Genomic DNA, 24,318 nt, shown 5'->3' with positions numbered 1-24,318 from the left:
CCCTAAATCGCCATCAGCCGAGCCTCGCGCGTGCGCAGAACGGGCCGAACGGTCCACATGTCTTCGGCGGTCGGGGTCGTCAGTTCCGGAAACAACGAAAGGAGTTCCGCCTGAGTCTCGCGGTCCGAGCGCGACAGGGCGTGGCCGGGGAAATAGCTTTCGCTGATGGCGCCGTTGGAAACGATCATCTCGTGGTCGGCGAACAGCAGATGGATGTATTCGACCTCGCCGCCCTCTTCGCGGGTGACAGTGGTGCCGTTGACCAAGCTATGTGCGGCAACCAGGACCTCGTCAAAGCCAAAGAAATACTCGGCGCGCCAATCGTCGATCAGCATCCTGTGCTGCGGCGATACCAGCAGCGGGCGGGAGAGCCCGAGAACGCCGGCTTCGAACCTGACGGGCGCCAGCTTGCCCTCGGCGGCGACACGGGTCCGTCCGATCCAGAGCACGGGCTGCGGGCCGCTGTCCACGGTTTCGACCAGATCGCCGGGCTGCAGATCCTCGATGGCGCGCTCGCCATCCGGCGTGCGGATCATCGTGCCGGGGGTGAAGCAGGGTGGCCCCAGATCGCCCGGGACGTTCAGGGGTCCCTGGGTGGTCACGAACGACGACGAAACGAAGGTTCCATCCTGAAGGACCTTGCCGTCTGTGGGCGTGAACACCCGTTGACCGTTCGCCAGATAGAATGTCGTTCCCGTGTAGGTGACGTTCCCGACGCCGGGAACGTTGATCGTGATCGTATCCCCGGGCCAGGAACTTTGGACGTCGGAGCCGTTGACTCTGTCGTTGTTGAAACGGTCGATATCCCCATCGTCGTTCTGGTCGATCATGACCAGGTTCTGAACCGTCAGGTTCGTTCCCGCCGGCGGCGGGTTAGCGGGGTCCATCAAATAGAACTGGTCCGTGTAGCTCGTCGGCATCCGGGGCCTCCTGCTCGGTCATCCTCCATGTGCCTATTGTCCGGCACATTCTGATTATTTTGAGACGAAATTTGGTCGATTGCCGGCAATGCCGCAAGCATAATTGGTGCCCAAGTGGCCATAAAAGAAAACCCACGCGCGGCAGAACCGCACGTGGGCAAACTCGTGAGGCTGCTCCCTCAGCCTATTCGGCGGGAACGGCGGCCTTTTCCAGGCTCAGCGGATGGCCGAGCTTGTCGAGCATTTCCTTCGGGCACACCTGAACGAAATTGGTCCGCTCCAGTTCCCAATGCTGCAGGATGTCGATGGCCTTGCGGCTCTTGGTTTCTTGCGCATGACGCTCGATCAGTCCCTTGAGCTGCGCTTCCCAATGCTCCACCTCGACGGGGCATGTCACCAATGTTTCCATGTTCATCAACAGCTTGGACTTGCCTTCAGGGTCATGCAGATAGGCCATGCCTCCGGTCATCCCGGCGCCGAAATTGGCGCCGATCTCGCCCAGGATCACCGCGACGCCGCCGGTCATGTACTCGCACCCGTTCGATCCGCAGCCTTCGACCACGACCGACGCGCCCGAGTTCCGCACCGCGAAACGCTCGCCCGCCCGGCCAGCGGCAAAGAGATAGCCAGCGGTTGCGCCGTACAGGACGGTGTTGCCGATGATGGTGTTCCTGTCCGCCTGCAGCGGGCTGACCTGTGGCGGGCGTACCACAATGGTGCCCCCCGAAAGGCCCTTGCCGACATAGTCGTTGGCGTCGCCCGAGACCTCAAGCTTGAGCCCGGGCGCTGCGAAGGCGCCCAGCGACTGCCCGGCCGAACCCTTCAGCTTCACGTGCAGGTGGTCGGGCTGGAACGTGTTCCGCATGCCGAAATTCTGCACGATGTGGCTGGAAACCCGCGTTCCGACTGTCCGGTGCGTATTCTGCACGGCATAGGACAGCTGCATCTTTTCGCCGTCCTTGAGGAACCGCGCGGCGTCGCGCACGATTTCGGCATCCAGCGTGTCCGGCACCGCGTTGCGTTCCTTGTCGCGATTGTAGACGATCTCGGACGCGCCATCGACGGTGATCAGCAGCGGGTTCAGGTCCAGATCGTCCAGATGCGCCGAGCCGCGGCTGACCTGCGCCAGCAGATCCGCCCGACCGATGATCTCGTCCAACGACCGTACGCCGATCGATGCCAGGATTTCCCGGACTTCCTGCGCATAGAAGGTGATCAGGTTCACCACCTTCTCCGCGCTCCCGGTGAACTTGGCGCGCAGGGATTCGTCCTGCGTGCAGACACCGACGGGGCAGGTGTTGGACTGGCACTGACGCACCATGATGCAGCCCATCGCGATCAGGGCGGCGGTGCCGATGCCGTATTCCTCGGCCCCCATCATCGCGGCCATCACGATGTCGCGGCCGGTGCGCAGACCGCCATCGGTGCGCAGCGTCACCCGGCCGCGCAGGTTGTTCATCGCCAGAACCTGATGCGCCTCGGTCAGGCCCATCTCCCAGGGCAGACCCGCATATTTGATCGAGGTCGCCGGCGAAGCGCCGGTGCCGCCATTGTGGCCCGAGATCAGGATGATGTCCGCCTTGGCCTTTGCCACGCCGGCTGCGATCGTACCGACACCCGACGAGGCGACCAGTTTCACCGTTACCTTGCAGCGCGGGTTGATCTGCTTGAGGTCATATATCAGCTGCGCCAGATCCTCGATCGAGTAGATGTCATGGTGCGGCGGCGGCGAAATCAGCGTCACGCCCTTGGTCGAATGGCGCAGGCGCGCGATCAGGTTGGTGACCTTCATGCCCGGCAACTGGCCGCCTTCGCCCGGCTTGGCGCCCTGGGCCACCTTGATCTCAAGCTCTTCGCAGGCGTTCAGGTATTCGGCGGTCACGCCGAACCGGCCCGAAGCCACCTGCTTGATCTTGGCCGAGGGGTTGTCGCCGTTCGGTTCGGGCACGAAATGCGCCGGATCCTCGCCGCCTTCGCCTGAATCGGACTTGGCGCCGATCCGGTTCATGGCGACGTTCAGCGTCTTGTGCGCCTCGGGCGACAGCGCGCCCAGCGACATGCCCGGCGTCACGAACCGTTTGCGGATCGAGGTAATCGATTCGACCTCTTCGATCGGCACCGGCTTGCCCAGCGGTTTGAAATCCATCAGGTCCCGCAGATGGATCGGCGGGTTGGACTGCATCTTGGCCGAATACTGCTTCCACAACTCGTAAGAGGCCCGGTTGCACGCCATCTGCAACATGTGCATCGTCGTCGCTTCCCAGGCATGGGTCTCGCCCGACTTGCGCGCCTTGTAGAAGCCGCCGATGGGCAGAACCTCGAGCCCGGATTCCCATCCCTTGGCATGGATCTCCTCGGCCTTTGCCTGGATGCCTTTCACGCCGATGCCAGAAATGCGCGAGGTCATGCCGGGGAAATATTCCGCCACCATGGCACGGCTCAGACCGACGGCTTCAAAGTTCAGGCCGCCGCGATACGAGGAGACGACCGAAATGCCCATCTTGGACATGATCTTGAGCAGGCCCTGGTCGATGGCTTCGCGATAGCGGGCGACGTTCTCGGTCAGGCTGCCGTCCAGCAGGCCGCGTTCGATCCGCTCGGCGATGGAATCCTCGGCCAGATAGGCGTTCACGACGGTCGCGCCGCAGCCGATGAGAACCGCGAAGTAATGCGGGTCGATGCATTCGGCCGAGCGGACGTTCAGCGAACAGAATGTGCGCAGGCCCTTGCGGGTCAGGTGAGAATGCACGGCCGATGTCGCCAGGATCATCGGCATGGCCACCTTGCCCGGCCCGGAATACTGATCGGTCAGCACCAGATGGCCGGCACCCGAGCGCACGGCCTCTTCCGCTTCGGCTCTGATACGGGCCAAAGCCGCGCTGAGCGCACCGGAACCCGATTCGAAGGTACAGTCGATCTCGACCATCGGCGCGTTGAAGTTCTCGACCAGTTTCTGCCACTGGGTGTTGCCGATGAAGGGGCTTTCCAGCACGATGATCTCGGTCTGGCTGCTGTCTTCGTCCAGCACGTTCTTGAGGTTGCCGAACCGCGTTTTCAGCGACATGACGCGGTATTCGCGCAAACTGTCGATCGGCGGGTTGGTCACCTGGCTGAAGTTCTGGCGGAAGAAATGGCTGAGCGGGCGGTACAACTTGCTGAGAACCGCCGACGGCGTGTCGTCGCCCATCGAGGCCAGCGCCTCCTTGCCGTCCTCGGCCATTGGAGCGAGGATCTGCTCGAGCTCCTCGATGGTGTAGCCAGCCGCGATCTGGCGCTTGCGCAGTTCCTCGCCCGTGAACAGCGGCTTCTCGGCAACGCCCTTCAGCTCGTCTTCAAGGTTGTTGATCTTGCCGACCCATTCGCCGAAGGGGCGGGAGGCGGCCAGCAGATCCTTGAGCGCCCGGTCGTGGTAGAGCTTGCCCGCGCCCATGTCCACGGCGATCATCTGCCCCGGACCGAGGGCGCCTTTCTCGACCACGGCCGCCTCGTTCACCGGCACCATGCCCGCCTCGGAACCCGCGATCAGCAGACCGTCGCCGGTCACCACGTAGCGCATCGGGCGCAGGCCATTGCGGTCGAGCCCGGCGCAGACCCAGCGTCCATCGGTCATCGCCAAAGCGGCGGGACCGTCCCACGGCTCCATCACCGAGTTGCAGTAGGAATACATGTCGACCCAGGCCTGCGGCAGTTCCACCGCCTGCTTGGACCAGCTTTCCGGCACCAGCATGGTCTTGGCCATCGGCGCATTGCGGCCGGCGCGCACCATCACTTCGAACACGCAGTCCAGCGCCGCCGAGTCCGATGCGCCGCCGGGCACGATCGGTTTGATGTCTTCGGCCAGTTCGCCGAAGAAGGACGATGCCATGCGGATCTCATGGCTTTTCATCCAGTTGAGGTTGCCCTTCAGCGTGTTGATCTCGCCGTTATGCGCGAGCATCCGGAACGGCTGCGCCAGCCACCATTGCGGGAAGGTGTTGGTCGAATACCGCTGGTGGTAGATCGCGAAGGCGGATTCGAAGCGCTCGTCCATCAGGTCCGGGTAGAAAACAGCCACCTGCTCGGCCAGCATCATGCCCTTGTAGATGATCGACCGGCAGGACAGCGACGCCACGTAAAGACCGGAAATGCCCGCGGCCGTCGCCGCCTTTTCTATCCGGCGGCGGATCACGTAGAGCTCGCGCTCGAAGGTCTCTTCGTCCACGCCCTTTGAATTCGAAATCAGGATCTGTTCGATCTCGGGCCGCGTCGCGTTGGCCTTTTCGCCCAGGCAGGTCACATCGACCGGCACGTGACGCCAGCCGTAGATGTAGTAGCCCATGCGCAGCACTTCGGTTTCCACGATGGTCCGGCAGCGTTCCTGCGCGCCGAAATCGGTGCGCGGCAGGAAAACCTGACCGACGGCGACCAGTTCGTCCATTCGCGGCTTGTGGCCGGTGCGCTCGATCTGGTCATAGAAGAAGGGAACCGGGATCTGCACATGGATGCCCGCGCCGTCGCCGGTCTTGCCGTCGGCATCTACTGCGCCCCGGTGCCAGATCGCCTTGAGCGCATTGATCCCGGCCTGAACCACCTTGCGGCTTTTCTTGCCGTCGACCGAAACGACGAGGCCCACACCGCAGGAGGAATGCTCTTCTTCCTCGGAATAGAGACCGTTTTCGGCCATCCATTTGCGCTTGGCTTCTTCTGCCCGCACCCAATCGGCATCGTATTTTGTCATTGGCTGTCTCCTTGTTCCGACGGGGCGTACATGGCCATGACCTCGGCTTCGGTCATCTGGCGGCGTTCACCTTCGAACGTGTATCCCGCGGGCTTCTTGTCGATATAGAGTTCCAGTTTCAGGGCGCTGCCGCCCGCATTCTCGAACAGTCCGGCGGCCATCTGCGTCTGTCCATGCATCTTTCCCGGCGCCGTCACCCGGTACCAGAGCGACGATCCGCATTCCTCGCAAAAGGCGCGTTCCGCCCAGTCCGAAGATCTGTAGGTCCGCACCGGCCCAAGCGCGGCATAGCCCGGCTCGGCCTGGAAGCTGACGAAGGCGCTGCTGCTCCAACGCCGGCACATGTCGCAATGGCACGCGCCAAGCGCCTTGCGCACCGGTGTCGCAGTCACGGTGACCGCACCGCACATGCACTGACCGGAAAGCTCGGTCATTGCCGTCATTCCGCGGCGATGGCGGCGCGGGCGTCGAAGCGTTCGATGACCGCCGCCGCGCAGTCCCGGCCGTCGCGGATCGCCCAGACCACCAGCGACGCGCCGCGCACGATGTCACCGATGGCATAGACGCCGTCCATCTCGGTTTCACCGGTCTGGAAGGCTGCCTTGACGGTGCCCCAGCGGGTCACCGGCAAATCGGGCTGGCCGAACAGCGTCGGCAGGTCTTCGGGCTCGAAGCCCAGCGCCTTGATGACCAGATCGGCCTCTTCGACGTAATCCGCGCCTTCGATCACCTCTGGCGCCTGACGGCCCGAGGCGTCCGGCTGGCCCAGGCGCATCTTCTGCACCATCACGCCGGCCACCTTATCGTCGCCGGTGAATCCTTTGGGGGCGCTCAGCCATTCGAAGACCACGCCCTCTTCCTCGGCGTTCTGCACCTCGCGCTGCGAACCCGGCATGTTGGCGCGGTCGCGGCGATAAAGACACTTCACCGAGGTCGCTCCCTGGCGGATCGAGGTCCGAACGCAATCCATCGCCGTATCGCCGCCGCCAATGACGACGACGCGCTTGCCATCCGCGTTCAGACGACCGTTGTCATAATCCTCGACCGCGTCGCCAAAGCTCTTGCGGTTCGACGCCGTCAGGAAGTCGATCGCCTTTTCGATGCCCGGCAGGCCGCTGCCCGGCATGGCCAGGTCGCGGGACTGGTAGACGCCCGTCGCGATGATGACGGCATCGTGCTTTTCACGGATTTCGGTGAACTTCGCGGCATCCACGTCGCAATTCAGTACGAACTGCACGCCGCCGTCTTCCAGCAGCCGGTTGCGCCGCATCACCACGTCTTTTTCCAGTTTGAAGCCCGGAATCCCGTAAGTCAGCAACCCGCCCGCGCGGTCGTATCGGTCATAGACCGTCACCTGAATTCCGGCCCTGCGCAGCATGTCCGCCGCCGCCAGGCCGCCGGGCCCGGCACCGATGATGCCGACGCTTTCCGACCGTTCCGCGCCGGGAGCCGCCGGCTTGACCCAGCCCTTCTCCCAAGCGGTGTCCGTGATGTATTTCTCGACCGACCCGATCGTCACCGTACCATGTCCGGATTGCTCGATGACGCAGTTGCCTTCGCACAGCCGGTCCTGCGGACAGATCCGACCGCAGATCTCGGGGAATGTATTCGTGGCCTGGCTGGTGTGATACGCCTCTTCCAGCCGGCCCATTGCGGTCAGGCGAAGCCAGTCGGGAATGTTGTTGTGCAGCGGGCAGTGGCTCTGACAATAGGGCACGCCGCATTGGCTGCAGCGGCTGGCCTGCTCGGCTGCTTTTGCGGCGGCATATTCCGCATAGATCTCGTTGAAGTCCTGCTTTCGTTCCTGCGCCGCGCGCTTTTCAGGCATGTCGCGTTCGATCTGCACGAATTTCAGCATCGGTTGCTTGGCCACTGATCAGACTCCGTGAATTTTCTTGGTCGAGATTGCTTAAAAGAAGCCGATCGGGATTAAAAGTCAACTGTGCTGACCTAAATATCGAAAAATAGCCTTTCTTGAAAAAAAATTCGGTCCCCGACTCGAATTTTAGGGCCGATTCGGACCCAATTGAGCGCTTTCCTTTTGAGGCAGGACAAATATACCCGATTCAAACAAACCTCGCATGACAAAGAGGCGGCAGAGCAGATGAGTCTTTTTCAGTTGATTCTGGTGGCCGTGATTCAGGGAATCACGGAATTTCTGCCGATATCTTCATCGGGTCACCTGATTCTTCTGCCCGGTCTGACCGGCCTGGGGGATCAAGGGCAGGTCATCGACGTCGCTGTTCACATCGGCACGCTGGGCGCGGTGATTCTGTATTTCTGGGCCGACGTGAAAGAGGGGTTGATTGGGCTGCCTCGCGCACTGACCGGGCGTATCGACACGCCGGGCGCACGGTTGGCGTTGGGATTGATCGTGGCCACGATCCCCACAGTGATCGCGGGGGCCATTCTGCATTTCACGGGGCTGAGCGACGCGTTGCGCTCGGTCACCGTGATCGGTTGGACAATGCTTCTGTTCGGGCTGCTGCTCTATTGGGTCGATCAGCGCGGCGAGCAGGTCAAGCGGACGGACGACTGGGGTCTGCGCGACGCCCTTTTCATGGGACTGTGGCAGGTCCTGTCCCTGATTCCAGGCACCTCGCGGTCGGGCATCACCATCACCGGTTCGCGGCAACTGGGCTACCGGCGAGAGGACGGGGCGCGCATCGCGATGCTCATGTCCATCCCGACGATCATGGCATCCGGCATCCTGCTGGGCGCCGAAGTCGCCATCGAAACCAACGGCCAGGTCGCCCGCGATGCCGGGATCGCCGCCGCCTTCGCATTTGTTTCCGGCCTGTTGGCGCTTTCCATCATGATGCGCTTCCTGCGCACAACCAGCTTCACACCCTATGTGATCTACAGGGTGATCCTCGGCCTGATCCTCTTGGGGATCGCCTATTCCTGATCAGATGCGCAGGTTTCTGGCCGAGTTCTGGATGTCGTCGTACTGACCGGCGGGCCGGAATTTCCACAGGTATTCCGGCAACACGGATTCCAGCGTCGCCGGCTCGATGCCAAGCTCGGCAAAGCCCTTGGCCCCTTCGGAGACGACATTGTCACGCCGCAGGTTTCTGACCTGATCGCGGGTCAGGATATTGTTCGGAAACAGCTGGAAACTGACGAATTTCGCGATGTCTAGAACCCCCGCCATGATCCGCGCAACCCAGAACGGCAATCCGATCACGATCCGGCGGCGGTGGATCACCGCAAGCATCTGGCTCATCAGCGCGCGGAAGCTCTTTGCTTCCGGCCCGCCCAGTTCGTAGATGCCCGGCTCGGCCTCGCCGAGGGCGCCTTTGACGGCCGCTTTCGCAACATCGTCGACATAGACCGGTTGAAACAGCGTCTCCGCTCCGACCAGCGGCAGGACAGGACCCAACCGCGTCATGCCCGCAAACCGGTTGAAAAACTGGTCCTCGGTCCCAAAGATCACCGACGGGCGCAGGATCACCGCATTCGGCATATGCTCCAGCACCGCCGCCTCGCCCGCAGCCTTGGTCCGCGCATAGTCGCTGTCCGAGGCCGCATCTGCGCCGATCGCCGAGATGTGGACCAGCCGATCGATCCCCTGCGCGGCCGCGATTCGCGCGACTCGCGCCGCGCCGTCCGCCTGAACCGCGTCAAACCCGTTCTTCCCAAGTTCGTTCAGCACGCCGACGCAATTCACGACCGCATCCGCGCCCTGCATCGCCAGCGCCACCGAAGCGTCATCGCGCACGTTGCAGAAAACCGGTTCGACCTGTCCGACGACTCCGTAGGTCTTGACATGCATGGCCTCGTTCGGCCGCCGCACTGCCACACGGACCCGCCAGCCCTCATTCGCCATCCGCCGCGTGATGTAGCGGCCAACAAATCCCGATCCGCCGTAAATCGTGACCAGTTTCGACATAGAAGGACTCCTGCTATCTGGGTCTTGTCCCGATCTACCGCCCCTGCCCCTCGCAAACAAGGCGCAATAACACCGCACTCCCATGAACTTCGGACGCTTTCCGTGCCCGCCGAACCCTGGTTTGCAAGGGCAATTCCGGGCCGGAAAAAAATCTTTCGACAAACCTTCAGAATCCGGTTGACGCCCTCCGCCAGTAGGCTTAAACGCCCCTCCACGACACCTGCCCAGGTGGCGGAATTGGTAGACGCGCTAGCTTCAGGTGCTAGTGTCCGTACGGACGTGGAGGTTCGAGTCCTCTCCTGGGCACCAATCACCCCTTGTAATCCCCCATATTCTCAACGAAAACAGTCCGATAGCTGCCTCCTCGGGTCCACATTCAGGTCCACAGGAGGTCCACACATGGGCGTTGTGATGAAGTTGAGAGGTCTCTCCGAACTGGGGCAGGGTCGCTGGGAATACCGGCGGCGCGTCCCCGAAGCAGCCAAGGCGGCGCTGGGCAAGGGCGAATGGAAACGGGTGATCAAGGCCCGGTCGGACGCTGACCTCATGCGCCGCTATGCTCTAGTCGAAGCTGAATTCGAGCGAGAAGTCGCGGCTGCCAAGGCTCCCCGCAAGAAGCTGACCCCTCGGGCAGCGTGGGAGGAAGCCCTGAGGGAAGCCGATGAGGTGGCCTCGGGTGTCGTGGGTCTTGACGGTGACGACGCGCGGGAAGTGGCGGCTGAGAGCTTGGCTTCGCTCGGTCGGTCACCTCTGGTGGTGCAAGCCCTCATGGACCCTCAGCGGTCTCCCCCGGCGCTAACCCTCGAAGATGCCCGAGAGGTCTATGTGAAGGAGAAGCTGGGGGGTGGTGTCGGCCCGGAGCATCGCAGCACGATTGTGCGCCTAGAACGGGTCATGCGGCTGGCGGCGGAAGCTGGTCTCCCGGCTTCCACTGCCCTGTCTGATCTGACCCGTGAACATGCCCGCAAGGTGCGCGATCACATGCTCTCTAGGGAGAAGCTCGGGGGTCAAGGCCGAGTCGCGCCTGCCTCGGTAAAACGGGAGCTTGGCCTCTTGCGGACAGTGGTTTCCTATGGCTCTCGGGAGCTTGGTCTCCTCGATCTGGTCAATCCGTTCGACCGTCTGCCTATAGAGGGTCTGTCAGCGGCGACAGGCGCGCGGGTGGCTGCGAGGGAGAAGGTGGACCCTCTCCCGGCCAAGGTGGCCTCAGCAATGCGCTCGAAGCTCACGGGTGACCTGCACCTGATCTGGCGCATCCTCGCCGGAACGGGCTGCCGCCTGGGCGAGGTAACGGGTCTCCGGGTAGAGGACGTTGTTCTTGACGGTCCAACCCCTCATGTCCGCATTCGGTGGCACGAGGGGCGGCGTCTCAAGACCCTGTCCAGCATCCGCTCGGTTCCCCTGCTCGGGGACGCTCTCGAAGCCGCGCAGGCCGCTGTGAAGGCTGCCGAAGGGTCTGCCTACCTGTTCCCCCGCTATGCCCGTGAGCGTGGCCCTGACGCTGCCTCTGCGGCCCTGATGAAGCACCTCCGAGGGTTCACCACAGACAAGCGCCACAAGGTCCACTCCCTGCGCCACGGTATGAAGGACCGGATGCGCAAGGCGGGGGTGGACAAAGTCTCTCAGGACATCGTCCTCGGCCATGCTCCGACCAACATCGGGGAGACTTACGGGGGAGAGGAGGGCCTCTTAGCAGTGGCGCTTAGGGCGCTACAGGCTGTCGCAGTTTATGAAGAATGACCTGTCCGCTCTCGCGACGAGGCCCCAACTTGTTGTGGTTTTCCGTTGAGGTGACCCTCGTTTTTGTGTTTCAGTAACCAAACGGTAATTCCGACACAAGAATATGCTGAGTAGTTCACCAGGAGCTTACTAAATGCCCACCTTCTACGAGTTCTTTGCAGGCGGCGGAATGGCCCGTGCCGGGCTTGGCCCTGCATGGTCATGCCTCTTTGCAAACGACTTCGATGAGAAAAAGGCTGCCAGCTACCGTGCGAACTGGGGTGGCGATCACCTATGGGTAGGCGACGTGGCAGAGGTGCAGCTCAATCAGCTTCCCGGCAAGGCAGACCTCGCTTGGGCCTCGTTTCCCTGCCAAGATCTTTCACTTGCCGGGTCCGGTGCGGGCCTTACTGGGGCGCGCTCAGGCACCTTCTGGCCATTCTGGATGCACATCACCGGGCTTCGCGATGAAGGCCGAGCACCCGCTACAATCGTGCTTGAGAACGTCTATGGCACAATTACTTCGCATGGCGGGCGCGACTTTTCTGCAATCATGTCTGCACTCACTGAGGGCGGCTATCGGTGCGGAGCCGTTGTGGTCAATGCAGCGCACTTCCTGCCGCAGTCACGGCCGCGCCTCTTTGTCATAGCGGTCCGGGAAGACCTAGACATTTCAGACGAGCATCACTCCGAGGGGCCGTCTGACGCATGGCACCCACCGGCGTTGCGCAAAGCACAAGAGCAACTACCCGACTCCGCAAAGGCGCGTTGGGTCTGGTGGAACCTCCCGGAGCCCGCGTTGCGAAACTGCGGACTTGCGGACGTGATTGAAGAAAAGCCCAAAGGCGTCAAGTGGCACACGGCTGCCGAGACCCAGCGCCTTCTAGGTATGATGAGCGACACGAACATAGCGAAGGTGAACGACGCGAAGCGCAGCGGTCGGCGCATGGTCGGCACGATCTACAAGCGGACGCGGGCCGATGGTCCGAACGGTGCGAAGGTGCAGCGCGCCGAAGTCCGGTTCGATGACCTAGCCGGATGCCTCCGAACGCCTGCCGGTGGCTCAAGTCGGCAAACAATCATCATAGTTGATGGCAACAAGGTCAGGAGCCGCCTGCTCTCGCCCCGAGAGGCTGCACGCCTTATGGGGCTCCCTGATAACTACGCCCTGCCCGAGAAATACAACGACGCTTATCACCTCGCCGGGGATGGTGTGGCCGTGCCCGTGGTTCGCTTCATTGCCGAGTGCATTCTTGAGCCCATCATCGCTCTAGGAGACAAGAACACCAAGAAGGCCGCGTAATGGCAGACCCAAGCACGGCGCTTCACGCCTTTAACAAAAGCAAGAAGTTCGGGCGCAAGGGCCCGCTCTGTGTTGCCCTTGTCATCACCCAGCATGCCCGCAAAATGGGGCTTCCGCTCGATCCCGGCGACTTACTTACAGACAAGGGCGGTCAGGTTCTGGGGCTGGGCAAGGCCGCCGTCCAATCAGTCTTGAAGCGCCACGGTATAGACCGTGTGCTTGCCGCTGAGGGCGGGAGAACGAGCCGGGGCAGTATCGACAACATGCGCGAGTATGTTGCACTGTTGAACGACCTGCACGGGCAGGGGCTTTCTGACCTCGAAGCTATCGAACGCTTTTGGATAGAGCGGGTGTATGAGTTCTTCGCTGGCAAGCCCTTCAAGGTGAAGCTGGACGGCTCCCGGAGCCTTCGAGTGCTTGTGCGGGACGTGCTCAACCAAGCCGAGGAACGCCAAAAGAATACCCCCGGCATGCAGTTCATGGGGGCGGTCTTACAACACCTTGTCGGGGCGAAGCTGGATTGCGCCTTGGGCGTTGGGCAGTTCGATCACAACAGTTTCTCGACTTCCGACGCACAGTCGGGCCGAGCCGGTGACTTCTTCATCGGAGACGTGGCGCTGCATGTCACCACGTCGCCCGGCGAAGGTGTTGTGCAACGCTGCAAAGAGAACCTAGACGATGGCTTCCGCCCGATCATCGTGACAACGGCAAGGGGCCTCACCGCCGCTGAGGTGCTCTCTGAGAACGCCGGGATTGGCGAGCGTGTAGACGTGTTTGAGGTGGAACAGTTCGTCGCGCTGAACCTCTATGAACTAGGCCGCTTCGCGGCGGAAGGGCGGCGGGTTGCCGTGAACGATCTGGTTGGCCGTTATAACGAGATCGTTGAAGACGTGGAGACGGACCCCAGCCTGATGATCGAAATCAGGAAGTGACAGAGAACCCAGAACAGCGCAGCCGCACTATGCGCGCGGTGCGGTCAAAGGAGACAGGGGCAGAGCTAAAGGTCCGTCGTGCCCTCCGAGCGATGGGTGAGACGGGCTATCGGCTTCACCGCACCGACCTACCTGGCACCCCTGACGTTGCCTTCATCGGACGGCGCAAGGCCATATTCGTGCACGGGTGCTTTTGGCATGGGCACGACTGTAAGCGCGGCTCTCGCACTCCCAAGACGAATCGGGACTATTGGGTGGCGAAAGTCGCCCGGAACGCCCAGCGCGACCGCGAGAGCATTTCGGCCCTTGAGGCTCTAGGCTGGGATGTGCTGGTCATCTGGGAGTGTGAACTCCGGGAACCCGAGACGATTAGTCATCGGCTGTCCGAATTTCTGTTGCAGGAAAAGTGACACGGAAATCATGCACACCATTCTGACTGTTCGCGGCTACTTCTAGTGCAGTAGGGGGTGTTCGACCCGTGCAAAATGCATGGTCAGTGCTTGCACGATTGGGGTGGGATGAGAGGGCCTTCGCGGCCCCCTCGGTGTTCACCTAGAAGTCTGGGTAGTTGTGGTCTTCTTGGAGTTCGACATCGAATTCGTCAGGGACCATCCATCCGGTGCCTCCGTCATCGTCGGCATCGCCCGCACCGAGGTAGTCCGCGACGAGGGCGAACTGACGCGGCCCTAGGGCTTGCTGTAAGGCGTCCCCGACGATCTCAACATCTCTTGTCCGCACCTCGTTCAACGCCGCCCGGAGGGCCTGCGAGAGAGCTTCCACCATGTGTCTGCGAGCCTCGTCCGAAGGTGGTGTGAAGTCACTCTTAACAGGGAACCTCCGGTCGATGAGCCAGTTGCCGTCCGGCATTTCCTTCGCTTCATCGAACTTCCGAAGTTGCTGCCTCATGTTGGCGACGGTCCGCTCAGCCACCCCTGAGGCCCTCGCCAGGCGAGGCTTCGAGATGGCGTTACGGTATACTCGAACAAGGCCCCACGCAGCGTTCAGTCGTTCCTGCATGGTTAGCGGAAGGGTGTCCTTCGAGTTCGCCGCCAGCGCCGCGAGATGGGCTTCTATGCGGCTGCATTTTAAGAGCAGCGCGGGGATGCCGCTGCCTTCGATCTTCCCGTTGAATTGCTCTGCCTGATACGCACCAAGCCGATAGTTCCCGTCGAGTAGCACCAGACGGCCCGTTGGGCCTCCATTTGCGTCCACCTCCTGCCAAACGAGGATGGCATCGAGCCTTCCGGTGTTTCGTAGGGTCTTCCTGAGGGCTGCCAGATGGGTCTCGCTATTGGGGCCTGAGCGGTGTCGGAAGGTGGGGTCGAGAGCGATTTGTCGATGGTCGAGATTGGTCAGAGTTTTGTCGAGCATGTCATTTTCCTTTTTGCATGCGGGTTGTCATCGGGTTGGGGGAAGTATTGATCGCACCCCCCTGAAGAGGTGCGCAGAAACGAAACCGCCCCGAAGGTCGAACAAGCCTCCGAGGCGGAGAACTATGGCAAAGCACCGCCGCGCGGGGCAGTGCTCGGGACTGGTCTTCTCTGCTAGGGGGTGGGTTATTCCTGGTATGTGTCGGAATACCCAAACCGCCCGTGTCATGGCCGCTGAGACGGCGTCGTGGCCGTCTGGGCAGGGCTGGGGGTTATTCGTCCTAGTATGTGGGTCAGGGTGCCCCGAGACACCGCAGCAGGAGGCGCGGTTTTCTAGGGCTATGCGGCGGGTTATTCCCCCTATGGTGGGGGTTATTTATCTCTATGGTGTGGGTTAATTGTAACCCCTTGATTTCCGTCACATGCCCCAACGCGCCAAAGCGGCCTCAGCTTCGACGATATCCCCCCGAATGCGAAGGACCGTCTGGCGGCTCAATCCAGCCGCTCGGGCCACCTCTGAGGTGCCCGCTCCGGTGCCCGTCATTTCCCGCACGAGGTTCAACTGGTCGCGGTCATAGCTGGGCTTGCGGCCTCGATAGGCCTCGGGCTTCTCGGTCTTGGCGTGCTCTATACCGGCGCGCTGGGCCTCCTTTGTCGCCTCTGCCTGAGCCTGAGCGGTGGCAGCCATGAAGGCGATGAGCGCGTCCCTTACAGCCTGCTGCGTTGGGTCGGTGGTCGCCCCGTCGAAGGTCATGGAGTTGATCACGGTGCGTATCGTCACTCCCTGTCGCATGAAGTGCCGGATGGTATCCGTCACGTCCTGATAGTTCCGCCCGAGGCGGTCCACCCAGCGCACCACGAGGGTGTCCCCCCGGCGGAGCTTGTCGAACAGGCGGCGTCCCTCGGGTCTCTCTGACAAGTTGGTGGAGACACCAGACTGCCCTTGGTCTGCGATCACTTCGTCGATGGTGAAGCCTGCCTTGCGGGCCTGCGCGACCTGATGGTCGAGCGTCTGGTCTGCGGTGGAGACGCGGGCATAGAAAATCGTGGTCATGGAGTTCCTCGGAGAGTGTTCGTTTGGGTTCTGTCCGTTGAGTAAGCTGTCCGAAATACCAAGTCAACCCTAACGGACACCCATTCGGCTACTCTCCGAGGTGACCGTTGCGGTATGCTCTAACGGGCACACGCGTGGGCAATGTGATCGGTGCCATGAGGCTGACGTCCAGAAGGTCGATGATGACCTCCCCCGACGTTGGGCGGCTGAACAGGCTGCGGGCAGGTGTGGTCTCGCGCTGAGCGGCAAGCTCGAACCGACCGAGGCGGAAGTCGACGATTATCATAGGAAGCGCTCCTTGGTTGAGGTTGCGCCCCTGTCTTGCGCTCACTCGGAGAGCAAATTCAAGTGATTGTTTTTATTTCATTAATGTAGGAACCATCGCAGATGGAGACTTCGGATGTCCCCACGGGGGGATTGCGCGTGCCTCTCTATCTATCTGGGGCTGTCAGATTTTTGCGGTGGAATTAAGCGGCGAATGACCTTCTGCTTAGCTGTTCGACTGAGTATCAATATTGAACTCCGGAAACTTGTCGCCAAATCGCGTGCTGGCAGCGGTCTTGAATTTGCCAACTGTTTCCCAAGAAGCCGACACGTCCTTATCGAGGTATTCCATAATCTGGCCGAGAAGGTTGTTGGCCCTCATCCCCAACATTTCCGCGTGCAACTTAGCAGTGCCCTCAAACGCCGCCGAAATCCGTGTGCCTTCGGACAACTCACCTTCTGACATTTTTGACACGAGCAAGGCGTGAATTTCGGCACGAATTTCTGTATACTTCGCAGCCGACGCCATGATGTTGGCAATTCGTCGTTGGATTAGGTGAACTTCATTCAAGAGATCGGCCTGCTTCTCGGCGATCAGGAATGACGTCTCGGAAGGCTCTATTGTTCTGATCTCGTCCGGTGCTCCGACCAGTTCCATTACCTTGGCCCATGGCTCCATTTCTTCGGCACCGCTCTCAGCAGCACTGTCAAACATTTCGTTTATTTGGAGTTGTAGGTTTGCAGCCGAGTTGTGGGCGTCGAGGAGCTTAAAGAACGTAGCATATGCACGCTCCGCCCTTTCGTGCTCCAGCTCTTCTTGGCGCGTCTTACGGGCTGCCCTGTTGTTCTGCCACGTAGCCCCAAACGAACCTAACAAGGCAAGCACGCCACCGGCCAGTGCCGAAACGAGCGGGACCCAAACCGCCTCCGGCAGAGTTGTGCCGCCAAGTGTGAAATCCATAGACAAGTCTCCCGATGCGACCACAGTTTTTCGCAAGGCTTATCATATAAGAGAGAAGACTGTGCTTTGGAACATTAGCTCATAGCGACTGAGACTTGGGCGGGATAGGTGGGTGTCCATAAACCCCTAGAGAAGGCCTTTCCAAGCGGACAGAACCAACCGTGATGCGTTTGTTAACTGCTTGACGTGCCCTCATAGGCCTGTCTAGCCTATCTTTCGCAGGTCCACAAAACGGCCCAGCACAGGTACACACTCGGGAAGGACGTATCGCTTAACTCCTTGAGAACGTGGAGATTTAATGGGTTCGATTTTCAGTGAGCAGGCATCTCCTGGGCACCATTCTCTCTCGCAAACTGGAAAACTCACCTCATCCCTCGAGGATCCAGCAGGCTTGTCGGAAATCGCTGTCCGACGGCACGCCAGGACGGAATGACTTGCAGCCCGATGCCGCAATGGTAGCCTGCGCCCAAATTTCACCATCGGACAGAGGAGGGCGGGCATGGCGGACGACTGCATTTTCTGCCGGATCGCGGCGGGAGAGCTGCCTGCGCAGACCGTCTTCGAAGACGATCTGGTGATCGCCTTCCTTGACCTTCATCCGATCCGCGAGGGGCACACTCTCATCATTCCGCGGCAACATTGCCCCTGGTTCGAGGATCTGCCGGCGGTGACCGCTGCGCGGATCATGGAGATTGGGCAGACACTGGCCCGAGGCATGAAGGCGGAATGGAACGTGCCGCGCGTGGCGTTCTTTTTCACCGGCATCCACGTGCCTCACGCCCATGCGCATGTCGTGCCGATGCACCACGACCATGACGTCACGTCTTCGGTCTACCTGCAGGAAGGGCCGGATAGGTTTACCCTGCCGCCCTCACCGGGTCAGGACAGTCTGGCGCGCACCGCGCTGAAGTTGCGGAAACATCTTTGAGCGGGTCGCCGCCCGCGCCCAGGGCGATGCAATCTCACCCGCTGGTCGCTTGGCGATACCAGGAAACAATCGTGGCGCGCGCCTCGTCATCCATCTGGATGGCGTTCGGCGGGGGCATGGCGTGGCTGGCGCCGGCCTGCAGAAAGATCTGTTCGGCATGGCGGGCGACATCGCCCTGGGTCTCGAGGTAGACGCCGTTGGGCGCCCAATGCATCCCGTCCCAGACCGGTTCGCGCGCATGGCACATCGAGCAGTTTCCGACCACGGTATCATAGGCGTCCTCGAAACCGGCCGCCGAAGCGAATTTCTGTTCATAGGGGGTCAATGCACGGGCCTCGGCATCGTCATAGGTCTCGGCGCCCGGGACCGTGGACAGCCAGGCGATGACGATCATCAGCAGGGCCGTGACGAGCCAGGTCCAGTGCGGCCCCTTGCCGGTTGCGTGCATGGTGTTGAAATAGTGGCGGATGGTGACGCCCGTCAGGAACACCAGCGACGCGATGATCCAGTTGTATTCCGTGGCGAAGGCCAGCGGGTAGTGGTTCGACAGCATCAGGAACACGACCGGCAGCGTCAGGTAGTTGTTGTGGGTCGAGCGCAGCTTGGCGATCTTGCCGTATTTCGGGTCCGGTGTCCGGCCCGCCTTCAGATCCTCGACCACGATATGCTGGTTGGGAATGATGATGAAAAACACGTTCGCGGTCATGATCGTGGCGGTGAACGCGCCCAGATGCAGGAGCGCCGCGCGCCCGGTGAAGACCTGGTTGTAGGCCCAGGACATCGCGACGAGGATTGCGAACAGCAGCAGCATCAGCACGGTCGGCGTGTCGCCCAGCCTGGACCGGCACAGGTAGTCATAGCAAAGCCAGCCGATGGTCAGCGACCCCGCCGAGATCAGGATGCCCTGCCAGAGCGCCAGATCGGCCTTGCTCGGGTCCAGCAGGAACAACTCGCCCCCGACCCAGTAGATGATCATCAAGAGCGCCGCGCCGCTGAGCCAGGTGGTGTAGCTTTGCCATTTGTGCCAGATCAGGTGTTCCGGCATGTTTTCGGGCGCCACCAGGTATTTCTGGATATGGTAGAAGCCGCCGCCGTGGACCTGCCATTCCTCGCCATGCGCGCCGACCGGCATGTTTGGGACCTTCTTCAGCCCGAGATCGAGCGCGATGAAGTAGAACGACGCGCCGATCCACGCCATCGCGGTGATGACGTGCAGCCATCGGACCGAAAAAGCGATCCAATCCCAGATGATTGCCAGATCGTACATCGCTGGTCTCCCTGAATTCGAACTCCGCACCACTCTATGCGACGGTCTTTTGTTCTGGTATTGCTTCCAAATATCAAGCAGCATCAAAAAAAGCGGAACAATGTCCTATCTCGACAACATCAGGACCTTCGTGCGCGTCTACGAGTTGGGGAGCATGTCCGCAGCCGGGCGCGACCTGCGGGTTTCGCCGGCGGTGACCTCATCGAGGATCTCCCAGCTCGAGGCGCATCTGGGTGTGCGGCTGTTTCAGCGGACCACCCGCAACTTGACGCCCACCGAACAGGGCAAGGCGTTTTACGGCGGCGCCTGCGAAGTGCTGGAGGCGGTCGAAAGCGCCGAGGCGCAGGTGGTGGACATCACGGAAAACCCGCGCGGGTCGCTCTATGTGGCGGCGCCGCTAGGCGTCGGGCGCAGGCTGATCGCCCAACTGGTGCCGGAGTTCCTGAAGAAATACCCCGAGGTAAGCATCCGCCTGCGCCTGACCGACCGCAAGGTCGATCTGACGACCGAAGGGCTGGACCTGGCGTTTTTCCTGGGCCAGCCCGAGGACAGCAACCTGCGCATCCGCAAGATTGCAGATGTTGCGCGCGTCCTCTGCGCCGCGCCCGACTATATCGCTCGGCGCGGTTGCCCAGCCTCCGGCGACGAACTGGTGGGCGGCAAGCATGAGTGTCTGAACCTGCGCTTTCCCGGCGCCACCGAGTTTCAGTGGCGGCTCATCACGCCCGAGGGGCCGGCACGCTTTCCGGTGTCGGGGCGGTACGAATCCGACGATGGCGACGTTCTGACCGATTGGGCCCTGGGCGGCCACGGCATTGCATTGAAGCCCGTCTTCGAGATTGCGGAGCATCTCCAGTCAGGCGCCCTGGTTCCGGTCGCCACCAAGACGCCGCCCGAGCCGATCCAAATGGCTTGCCTGTTCACGCATCGGAGACGTCAGGACCCGAAGGCCCGGCTGTTCATGGATTTCGTGACCACCCGGATTGCCGAACGGGTGAAGGACAGCGAAAAGCGAATTCAGCTGCCGCGATAGGTCGAATAGCCGAAGGGCGACAGCAGCAGCGGCACATGGTAATGCGCGTCGGCCTCGGACATGCCGAACCGGATCGGAACCACGTCGAGAAAGCGCGGGGTCTCAGGCGGCGTGCCGCAGGCGTCGAGATAGGCGCCGGCGTGGAAGACAAGCTCGTAGACGCCGGTTCTGAATTCACCGGCAGGCAGGATCTGCTCGTCGGTGCGCCCGTCACCGTTGGTCGTCAGCGTCTTCAGATGCGCACGCGTTTCGCCATCGATCCGAAACAGGTCGATCCTGAGACCTTCCGCAGGGCACCCGCGCGCCGTGTCCAGAACATGGGTGGTCAGATATCCTGCCATTCTTGCCTCCAAGCCTTGCTCACTGGAATAATCGGAATTCCTGGCGGGCGCTGCAAATCCTTAGTTGCAGACACACCTTCGCAAATTTTTTGAAAGAAATCGCCATTTGAACGGAATACAAAATGGCAAAGCTCTGGAGTCCGAAGAACATGGTTAGATATCCCCGCGACATGATCGGTTACGGCGCCACCCCGCCGGCAGCCGCCTGGCCAGATGGCGCCAGGATCGCGGTTCAGATCGTGCTGAACTACGAAGAGGGCGGCGAGAATTGCGTGTTGCACGGCGACCCGGCCTCCGAGGCGTTCCTGAGCGAGATCACCGGCGCGCAGCCCTGGGCCGGTCAGCGCCACTGGAACATGGAAACCATCTACGAATACGGCGCGCGGGCCGGGTTCTGGCGGCTGCACCGGATGCTGAAGGATGTGCCGGTGACGGTCTACGGCGTGGCGACCGCGCTGGCGCGCTGCCCCGAACAGGTGGCGGCGATGAAGTCCGCCGGCTGGGAGATCGCCAGCCACGGCCTGAAGTGGGTCGAGCACAAGGACATGCCCGAGGCCGAGGAACGCGCCGCCATCGACGAAGCGATCCGTCTGCACACCGAGGTGGTGGGCGAGCGGCCGCGGGGCTGGTACACCGGGCGCTGTTCGATGGACACCGTGCGGCTGGCGGCCGAGACCGGCGCCTTCGACTATGTCGCCGACAGCTATGCCGACGACCTGCCCTATTGGATCCGGGTCGGAGAACGCGATCAGCTGATCGTTCCCTATACGCTCGACGTGAACGACATGCGGTTCGCGATCCAGGCCGGGTTCACCAACGGCGATCAGTTCGAGGCCTATATCCGCGACAGTTTCGACCAACTCTATGCCGAGGGTCAGGCCGGTGCGCCCAAGATGCTGTCGATCGGCCTGCATTGCCGTCTCGCGGGACGTCCCGGACGGGCGGCGGCGCTGAAGCGGGCGCTGGACTACATGGCCAGCTTTGACGGCGTCTGGTTCGCCACCCGGTTGCAGATTGCCGAACACTGGACGGCGCAGCACCCTCCGGTTCGACGCCTGCGGCCTTCGGAACTGGACCGCGAGGCCTATGTGGCGGAATTCGGCGGCGTGTTCGAGCACAGCCCCTGGATCGCCGAAGCCGCCCACGGGTTGGAACAGGGGCCGGCACATGACAGCGCGCAGGGTGTTCACGCGGCTCTGACGCGGGTGTTTCGCTCCGCCACTGAAGACCAGCGCCTGGGCGTCCTGACCGCGCACCCCGATCTGGCCGGCAAGCTGGCGCAGGCCAAACGCCTGACCGTCGAGTCGACGGCCGAGCAGGCCTCGGCCGGCCTTGACGCCCTGACCGACGACGAACGCGCGGCCTTCACCGAGTTGAATGACGCCTATACCGCGAAATTCGGGTTCCCCTTCATCATCGCGGTGCGCGACAACACCAAGGCCACCATCATGGAGGCGTTCCGGCGCCGCATCGCCAACGACCGCGACGCCGAGTTCGCCGAGGCCTGCCGCCAGGTCGAACGCATCGCCGAATTGCGGCTGCAAGAAAAGCTGGGCGCATGAGCGCCACGATCAGGATCATGCCCCTGACCGCCGCGGCCTTCGCGCCGTTCGGCGATGTGATCGAAACTGCCGGCGAGCCGGACAAGATGATCAACCAGGGTCTCTGCGGAAGGTATCACGACCGTGCAAGGCTCGATTTCGGCTCGGGTCGCGCTGGTGTGAGTCTGTTCAAGGCGGAACCGCGCGCGCTGCCGCTGAAACTTGATCTGGTCGAGCGTCACCCCGAGGGCAGTCAGGCCTTCATCCCGATGAGCCTGGATCCATTTCTGGTGATCGTGGCGCCCGACGATGGCGGTCTCCCGGGCGTCCCGCTGGCCTTCGAAACCGAGCCGGGGCAAGCGATCAACTTTCACCGCGGCACATGGCACGGGGTGCTGACCCCGCTGCACGAGCCCGGCCTTTTCGCCGTGATCGACCGGATCGGCGAGGGCGACAATCTCGAGGAATTCTGGTTCGACGATCCATACGTCGTCGAACGCGGTTGACGCACGACCCGACACAAGAAGCGGGCGGAGACGAGACAGTCAGTATAGGGAGGAACACCATTGGCTGACACTTCGATCGGGACGCCGGAACAGCTGCGCGATCCCAACTACACGCCCGCCTTGCACAAGGCGATACCGCTGGGCATCCAGCATGTCCTGGCGATGTTCGTCTCGAACGTCACCCCGGCGATCATCGTCGCCGGGGCAGCCGGGTTCGGATTTGGCTCGAACAGCCCGGATTTTCCGGAGCTGCTCTACCTCATCCAGATGTCGATGCTGTTCGCGGGTATCGCAACGCTTCTGCAGACCATCACCATCGGTCCTGTCGGGGCGGCGCTGCCGATCGTTCAGGGCACCTCGTTCGCCTTCCTGCCCATCATGATCCCGCTGGTCGCCGGCAAGGGGGTCGATGCGCTGGCGGCCCTGTTCGGCGGCGTCATCATCGGCGGCTTGTTTCACGCATTTCTTGGTACCTTCATCGGCAGGATCCGCTTTGCGCTGCCGCCGCTGGTGACGGGACTGGTGGTCACCATGATCGGCCTCGCGCTCGTCAAGGTGGGCATCCAGTACGCTGCCGGAGGCGTTCCGGCCATCGGCACGCCCGAATACGGCTCTCTGCTCAATTGGTCGGCGGCGCTGGTGGTGATCCTGGCTACGCTGGGGCTGAAATTCTTCACCCGCGGCATGCTTTCGGTCTCGGCCGTGCTGATCGGCCTGATCGCGGGCTACGTCTATGCGATCATGGTCGGAATGCTTTCGTTCGAGGCAATCGCCGGATCGTGGGACCGCGCCGCCGCTTTCGCCCTGCCGCAGCCCTTCAGATATGGCTTCGAGTTTTCCGCCGCGGCAATCATCGGCTTCTGTCTGATGGCCTTCGTGTCGGCGGTCGAGACCGTGGGCGACGTCAGCGGGATCACCAAGGGCGGCGCCGGCCGCGAGGCCACCGACGACGAGATCCAGGGCGCGACCTATGCCGACGGCTTTGGCACCGCGCTGGCGGGCATCTTCGGCGGCTTCCCCAACACCTCGTTCAGCCAGAACGTGGGCCTCATCGCCATGACCGGCGTGATGAGCCGCCACGTGGTGACCTGCGGCGCGATCTTCCTGATCATCTGCGGCCTGATCCCCAAGGTCGGAGGCGTCATCCGCACCGTTCCCATCGAGGTTCTGGGCGGCGGCGTGATCGTGATGTTCGGCATGGTGGTCGCGGCGGGCATCTCGATGCTGTCGGACGTAGACTGGAACCGGCGCAACATGGTGATCTTCGCCATCTCGCTTTCCATCGGCCTCGGCCTGCAACTGGAGCCCGGCGCGCTGCAGCACATGCCCGACACCGCGCGGATCCTGCTGACCAGCGGCCTGCTGCCGGCGGCGCTGATCGCCATCGTGCTGAACCTGGCCTTGCCGCACGAACTGGCCGACGAAGCCACCGAGGAGGTTTCCGGAGGTTTGGCCGGACACGGGCGCGGTTCGCTTCCCCACGACGATCATGTGTGACTGACACGGACCCGTTCCGAAAAGGCCCGGCCTGTTGGCCGGGTTCTTTTTTTGTCTACGTTATAGCGTAGGT

General features: G+C 62.0%; 20 protein-coding genes and 1 tRNA gene. 11 read left to right on the top strand and 10 right to left on the bottom strand.

Going from position 1 to position 24,318, the window contains the following annotated elements; genetic code table 11:
• Window positions 1-2: 2 nt before the first annotated feature.
• The 4 genes from FGK63_RS15855 to FGK63_RS15840 all read right to left on the bottom strand — a co-directional run bounded on the left by FGK63_RS15855 (window position 3) and on the right by FGK63_RS15840 (window position 7,510).
• On the bottom strand, window positions 3-920 hold the full coding sequence (locus FGK63_RS15855; protein WP_138844025.1) for a Hint domain-containing protein: 918 nt from the start codon (window positions 918-920) through the stop codon (window positions 3-5).
• Window positions 921-1,104: 184 nt separating this feature from the next.
• On the bottom strand, window positions 1,105-5,637 hold the full coding sequence (gltB, locus tag FGK63_RS15850) for a glutamate synthase large subunit (RefSeq protein ID WP_138844024.1): 4,533 nt from the start codon (window positions 5,635-5,637) through the stop codon (window positions 1,105-1,107).
• On the bottom strand, window positions 5,634-6,071 hold the full coding sequence (locus tag FGK63_RS15845; protein WP_138844022.1) for a GFA family protein: 438 nt from the start codon (window positions 6,069-6,071) through the stop codon (window positions 5,634-5,636). Before FGK63_RS15845 ends, gltB begins: the two co-directional genes overlap by 4 nt.
• Window positions 6,072-6,076: 5 nt before the next feature.
• Entirely contained in the window at window positions 6,077-7,510 is a 1,434-nt protein-coding gene (locus FGK63_RS15840) for an NAD(P)-dependent oxidoreductase (RefSeq protein WP_138844020.1), read from the bottom strand.
• A 231-nt stretch (window positions 7,511-7,741) separates the two neighbouring features.
• Here FGK63_RS15840 and FGK63_RS15835 point away from each other — a divergent pair, with 231 nt between their 5' ends.
• Window positions 7,742-8,545 (top strand): undecaprenyl-diphosphate phosphatase, encoded by an 804-nt coding sequence (locus FGK63_RS15835; protein WP_138844017.1) that lies wholly within the window; start codon window positions 7,742-7,744, stop codon window positions 8,543-8,545.
• On the opposite strand, the gene FGK63_RS15830 is transcribed toward FGK63_RS15835, so the two are convergent.
• Entirely contained in the window at window positions 8,546-9,529 is a 984-nt protein-coding gene (locus tag FGK63_RS15830) for a complex I NDUFA9 subunit family protein (protein WP_138844015.1), read from the bottom strand. It abuts the gene before it with no gap.
• 222 nt (window positions 9,530-9,751) lie between these two features.
• Between FGK63_RS15830 and FGK63_RS15825 the strand changes: the two genes are divergently transcribed.
• The 5 genes from FGK63_RS15825 to FGK63_RS15805 all read left to right on the top strand — a co-directional run bounded on the left by FGK63_RS15825 (window position 9,752) and on the right by FGK63_RS15805 (window position 13,893).
• A tRNA-Leu gene (locus tag FGK63_RS15825) sits at window positions 9,752-9,838 on the top strand.
• Window positions 9,839-9,928: 90 nt separating this feature from the next.
• Window positions 9,929-11,269 (top strand): tyrosine-type recombinase/integrase, encoded by a 1,341-nt coding sequence (locus tag FGK63_RS15820; protein ID WP_138844013.1) that lies wholly within the window; start codon window positions 9,929-9,931, stop codon window positions 11,267-11,269.
• A gap of 133 nt (window positions 11,270-11,402) precedes the next feature.
• On the top strand, window positions 11,403-12,551 hold the full coding sequence (locus tag FGK63_RS15815; protein WP_138844011.1) for a DNA cytosine methyltransferase: 1,149 nt from the start codon (window positions 11,403-11,405) through the stop codon (window positions 12,549-12,551).
• Window positions 12,551-13,483, top strand: a complete 933-nt coding sequence (locus FGK63_RS15810) for a DUF4928 family protein (RefSeq protein WP_138844009.1) — start codon at window positions 12,551-12,553, stop codon at window positions 13,481-13,483. The genes FGK63_RS15815 and FGK63_RS15810 overlap by 1 nt, the downstream gene beginning before the upstream one ends.
• On the top strand, window positions 13,480-13,893 hold the full coding sequence (locus tag FGK63_RS15805) for a very short patch repair endonuclease (RefSeq protein ID WP_138844007.1): 414 nt from the start codon (window positions 13,480-13,482) through the stop codon (window positions 13,891-13,893). Before FGK63_RS15810 ends, FGK63_RS15805 begins: the two co-directional genes overlap by 4 nt.
• 142 nt (window positions 13,894-14,035) lie before the next feature.
• Here the strand turns inward: FGK63_RS15805 and FGK63_RS15800 are convergent, their stop codons facing one another.
• From FGK63_RS15800 to FGK63_RS15790, 3 genes are all read right to left on the bottom strand, one after another.
• A complete protein-coding gene (locus FGK63_RS15800; RefSeq protein WP_138844005.1) occupies window positions 14,036-14,854 on the bottom strand; it encodes a hypothetical protein in 819 nt (272 codons plus the stop codon).
• A 417-nt stretch (window positions 14,855-15,271) separates the two neighbouring features.
• Window positions 15,272-15,907, bottom strand: coding sequence for a recombinase family protein (locus FGK63_RS15795; RefSeq protein ID WP_138844003.1), 636 nt, complete (start codon window positions 15,905-15,907; stop codon window positions 15,272-15,274).
• Window positions 15,908-16,397: 490 nt separating this feature from the next.
• Window positions 16,398-17,132 carry a hypothetical protein gene (locus FGK63_RS15790; protein ID WP_138844001.1) on the bottom strand — a complete coding sequence of 245 codons (735 nt, stop codon included), beginning with the start codon at window positions 17,130-17,132 and terminating at the stop codon, window positions 16,398-16,400.
• A gap of 499 nt (window positions 17,133-17,631) precedes the next feature.
• On the opposite strand from FGK63_RS15790, the gene FGK63_RS15785 reads away from it, so the two are divergent.
• Complete coding sequence (locus FGK63_RS15785; protein ID WP_138843999.1) at window positions 17,632-18,060, top strand: HIT family protein; 429 nt, start codon at window positions 17,632-17,634, stop codon at window positions 18,058-18,060.
• A gap of 34 nt (window positions 18,061-18,094) precedes the next feature.
• Here FGK63_RS15785 and FGK63_RS15780 read toward each other — a convergent pair whose 3' ends face one another.
• Window positions 18,095-19,327 carry a urate hydroxylase PuuD gene (locus FGK63_RS15780; RefSeq protein ID WP_138843997.1) on the bottom strand — a complete coding sequence of 411 codons (1,233 nt, stop codon included), beginning with the start codon at window positions 19,325-19,327 and terminating at the stop codon, window positions 18,095-18,097.
• A 100-nt stretch (window positions 19,328-19,427) separates the two neighbouring features.
• On the opposite strand from FGK63_RS15780, the gene FGK63_RS15775 reads away from it, so the two are divergent.
• Window positions 19,428-20,360 (top strand): LysR family transcriptional regulator, encoded by a 933-nt coding sequence (locus FGK63_RS15775; protein ID WP_138843995.1) that lies wholly within the window; start codon window positions 19,428-19,430, stop codon window positions 20,358-20,360.
• On the opposite strand, the gene uraH is transcribed toward FGK63_RS15775, so the two are convergent.
• Window positions 20,345-20,701 carry a hydroxyisourate hydrolase gene (uraH, locus tag FGK63_RS15770; protein ID WP_138843993.1) on the bottom strand — a complete coding sequence of 119 codons (357 nt, stop codon included), beginning with the start codon at window positions 20,699-20,701 and terminating at the stop codon, window positions 20,345-20,347. The genes FGK63_RS15775 and uraH overlap by 16 nt on opposite strands.
• A gap of 149 nt (window positions 20,702-20,850) precedes the next feature.
• Between uraH and puuE the strand changes: the two genes are divergently transcribed.
• From puuE to FGK63_RS15755, 3 genes are read left to right on the top strand one after another with little or no spacing between them, the layout of a single operon-like run.
• Window positions 20,851-22,263, top strand: coding sequence for an allantoinase PuuE (puuE, locus tag FGK63_RS15765; RefSeq protein ID WP_138843991.1), 1,413 nt, complete (start codon window positions 20,851-20,853; stop codon window positions 22,261-22,263).
• A complete protein-coding gene (locus FGK63_RS15760) occupies window positions 22,260-22,748 on the top strand; it encodes an ureidoglycolate lyase (RefSeq protein ID WP_138843989.1) in 489 nt (162 codons plus the stop codon). The genes puuE and FGK63_RS15760 overlap by 4 nt, the downstream gene beginning before the upstream one ends.
• 60 nt (window positions 22,749-22,808) lie before the next feature.
• A complete protein-coding gene (locus tag FGK63_RS15755; protein ID WP_138843987.1) occupies window positions 22,809-24,245 on the top strand; it encodes a uracil-xanthine permease family protein in 1,437 nt (478 codons plus the stop codon).
• Window positions 24,246-24,318 lie beyond the last annotated feature (73 nt).

Source organism: Ruegeria sediminis (assembly GCF_005938215.1).
GTDB lineage: Bacteria > Pseudomonadota > Alphaproteobacteria > Rhodobacterales > Rhodobacteraceae > Ruegeria > Ruegeria sediminis.
This window is presented reverse-complemented; position numbering and strand designations above follow the sequence as displayed.

Bases quoted from the DNA above. Each gene is read 5' to 3' on its own strand.
- FGK63_RS15855 (WP_138844025.1), bottom strand. From the start codon at position 920: ATGCCGACGAGCTACACGGACCAGTTCTATTTGATGGACCCCGCTAAC.
- gltB (WP_138844024.1), bottom strand. From the start codon at position 5,637: ATGACAAAATACGATGCCGATTGGGTGCGGGCAGAAGAAGCCAAGCGC.
- FGK63_RS15845 (WP_138844022.1), bottom strand. From the start codon at position 6,071: ATGACCGAGCTTTCCGGTCAGTGCATGTGCGGTGCGGTCACCGTGACT.
- FGK63_RS15835 (WP_138844017.1), top strand. From the start codon at position 7,742: ATGAGTCTTTTTCAGTTGATTCTGGTGGCCGTGATTCAGGGAATCACG.
- FGK63_RS15830 (WP_138844015.1), bottom strand. From the start codon at position 9,529: ATGTCGAAACTGGTCACGATTTACGGCGGATCGGGATTTGTTGGCCGC.
- FGK63_RS15820 (WP_138844013.1), top strand. From the start codon at position 9,929: ATGGGCGTTGTGATGAAGTTGAGAGGTCTCTCCGAACTGGGGCAGGGT.
- FGK63_RS15815 (WP_138844011.1), top strand. From the start codon at position 11,403: ATGCCCACCTTCTACGAGTTCTTTGCAGGCGGCGGAATGGCCCGTGCC.
- FGK63_RS15810 (WP_138844009.1), top strand. From the start codon at position 12,551: ATGGCAGACCCAAGCACGGCGCTTCACGCCTTTAACAAAAGCAAGAAG.
- FGK63_RS15800 (WP_138844005.1), bottom strand. From the start codon at position 14,854: ATGCTCGACAAAACTCTGACCAATCTCGACCATCGACAAATCGCTCTC.
- FGK63_RS15795 (WP_138844003.1), bottom strand. From the start codon at position 15,907: ATGACCACGATTTTCTATGCCCGCGTCTCCACCGCAGACCAGACGCTC.
- FGK63_RS15790 (WP_138844001.1), bottom strand. From the start codon at position 17,132: ATGGATTTCACACTTGGCGGCACAACTCTGCCGGAGGCGGTTTGGGTC.
- FGK63_RS15785 (WP_138843999.1), top strand. From the start codon at position 17,632: ATGGCGGACGACTGCATTTTCTGCCGGATCGCGGCGGGAGAGCTGCCT.
- FGK63_RS15780 (WP_138843997.1), bottom strand. From the start codon at position 19,327: ATGTACGATCTGGCAATCATCTGGGATTGGATCGCTTTTTCGGTCCGA.
- FGK63_RS15775 (WP_138843995.1), top strand. From the start codon at position 19,428: ATGTCCTATCTCGACAACATCAGGACCTTCGTGCGCGTCTACGAGTTG.
- uraH (WP_138843993.1), bottom strand. From the start codon at position 20,701: ATGGCAGGATATCTGACCACCCATGTTCTGGACACGGCGCGCGGGTGC.
- puuE (WP_138843991.1), top strand. From the start codon at position 20,851: ATGGTTAGATATCCCCGCGACATGATCGGTTACGGCGCCACCCCGCCG.
- FGK63_RS15760 (WP_138843989.1), top strand. From the start codon at position 22,260: ATGAGCGCCACGATCAGGATCATGCCCCTGACCGCCGCGGCCTTCGCG.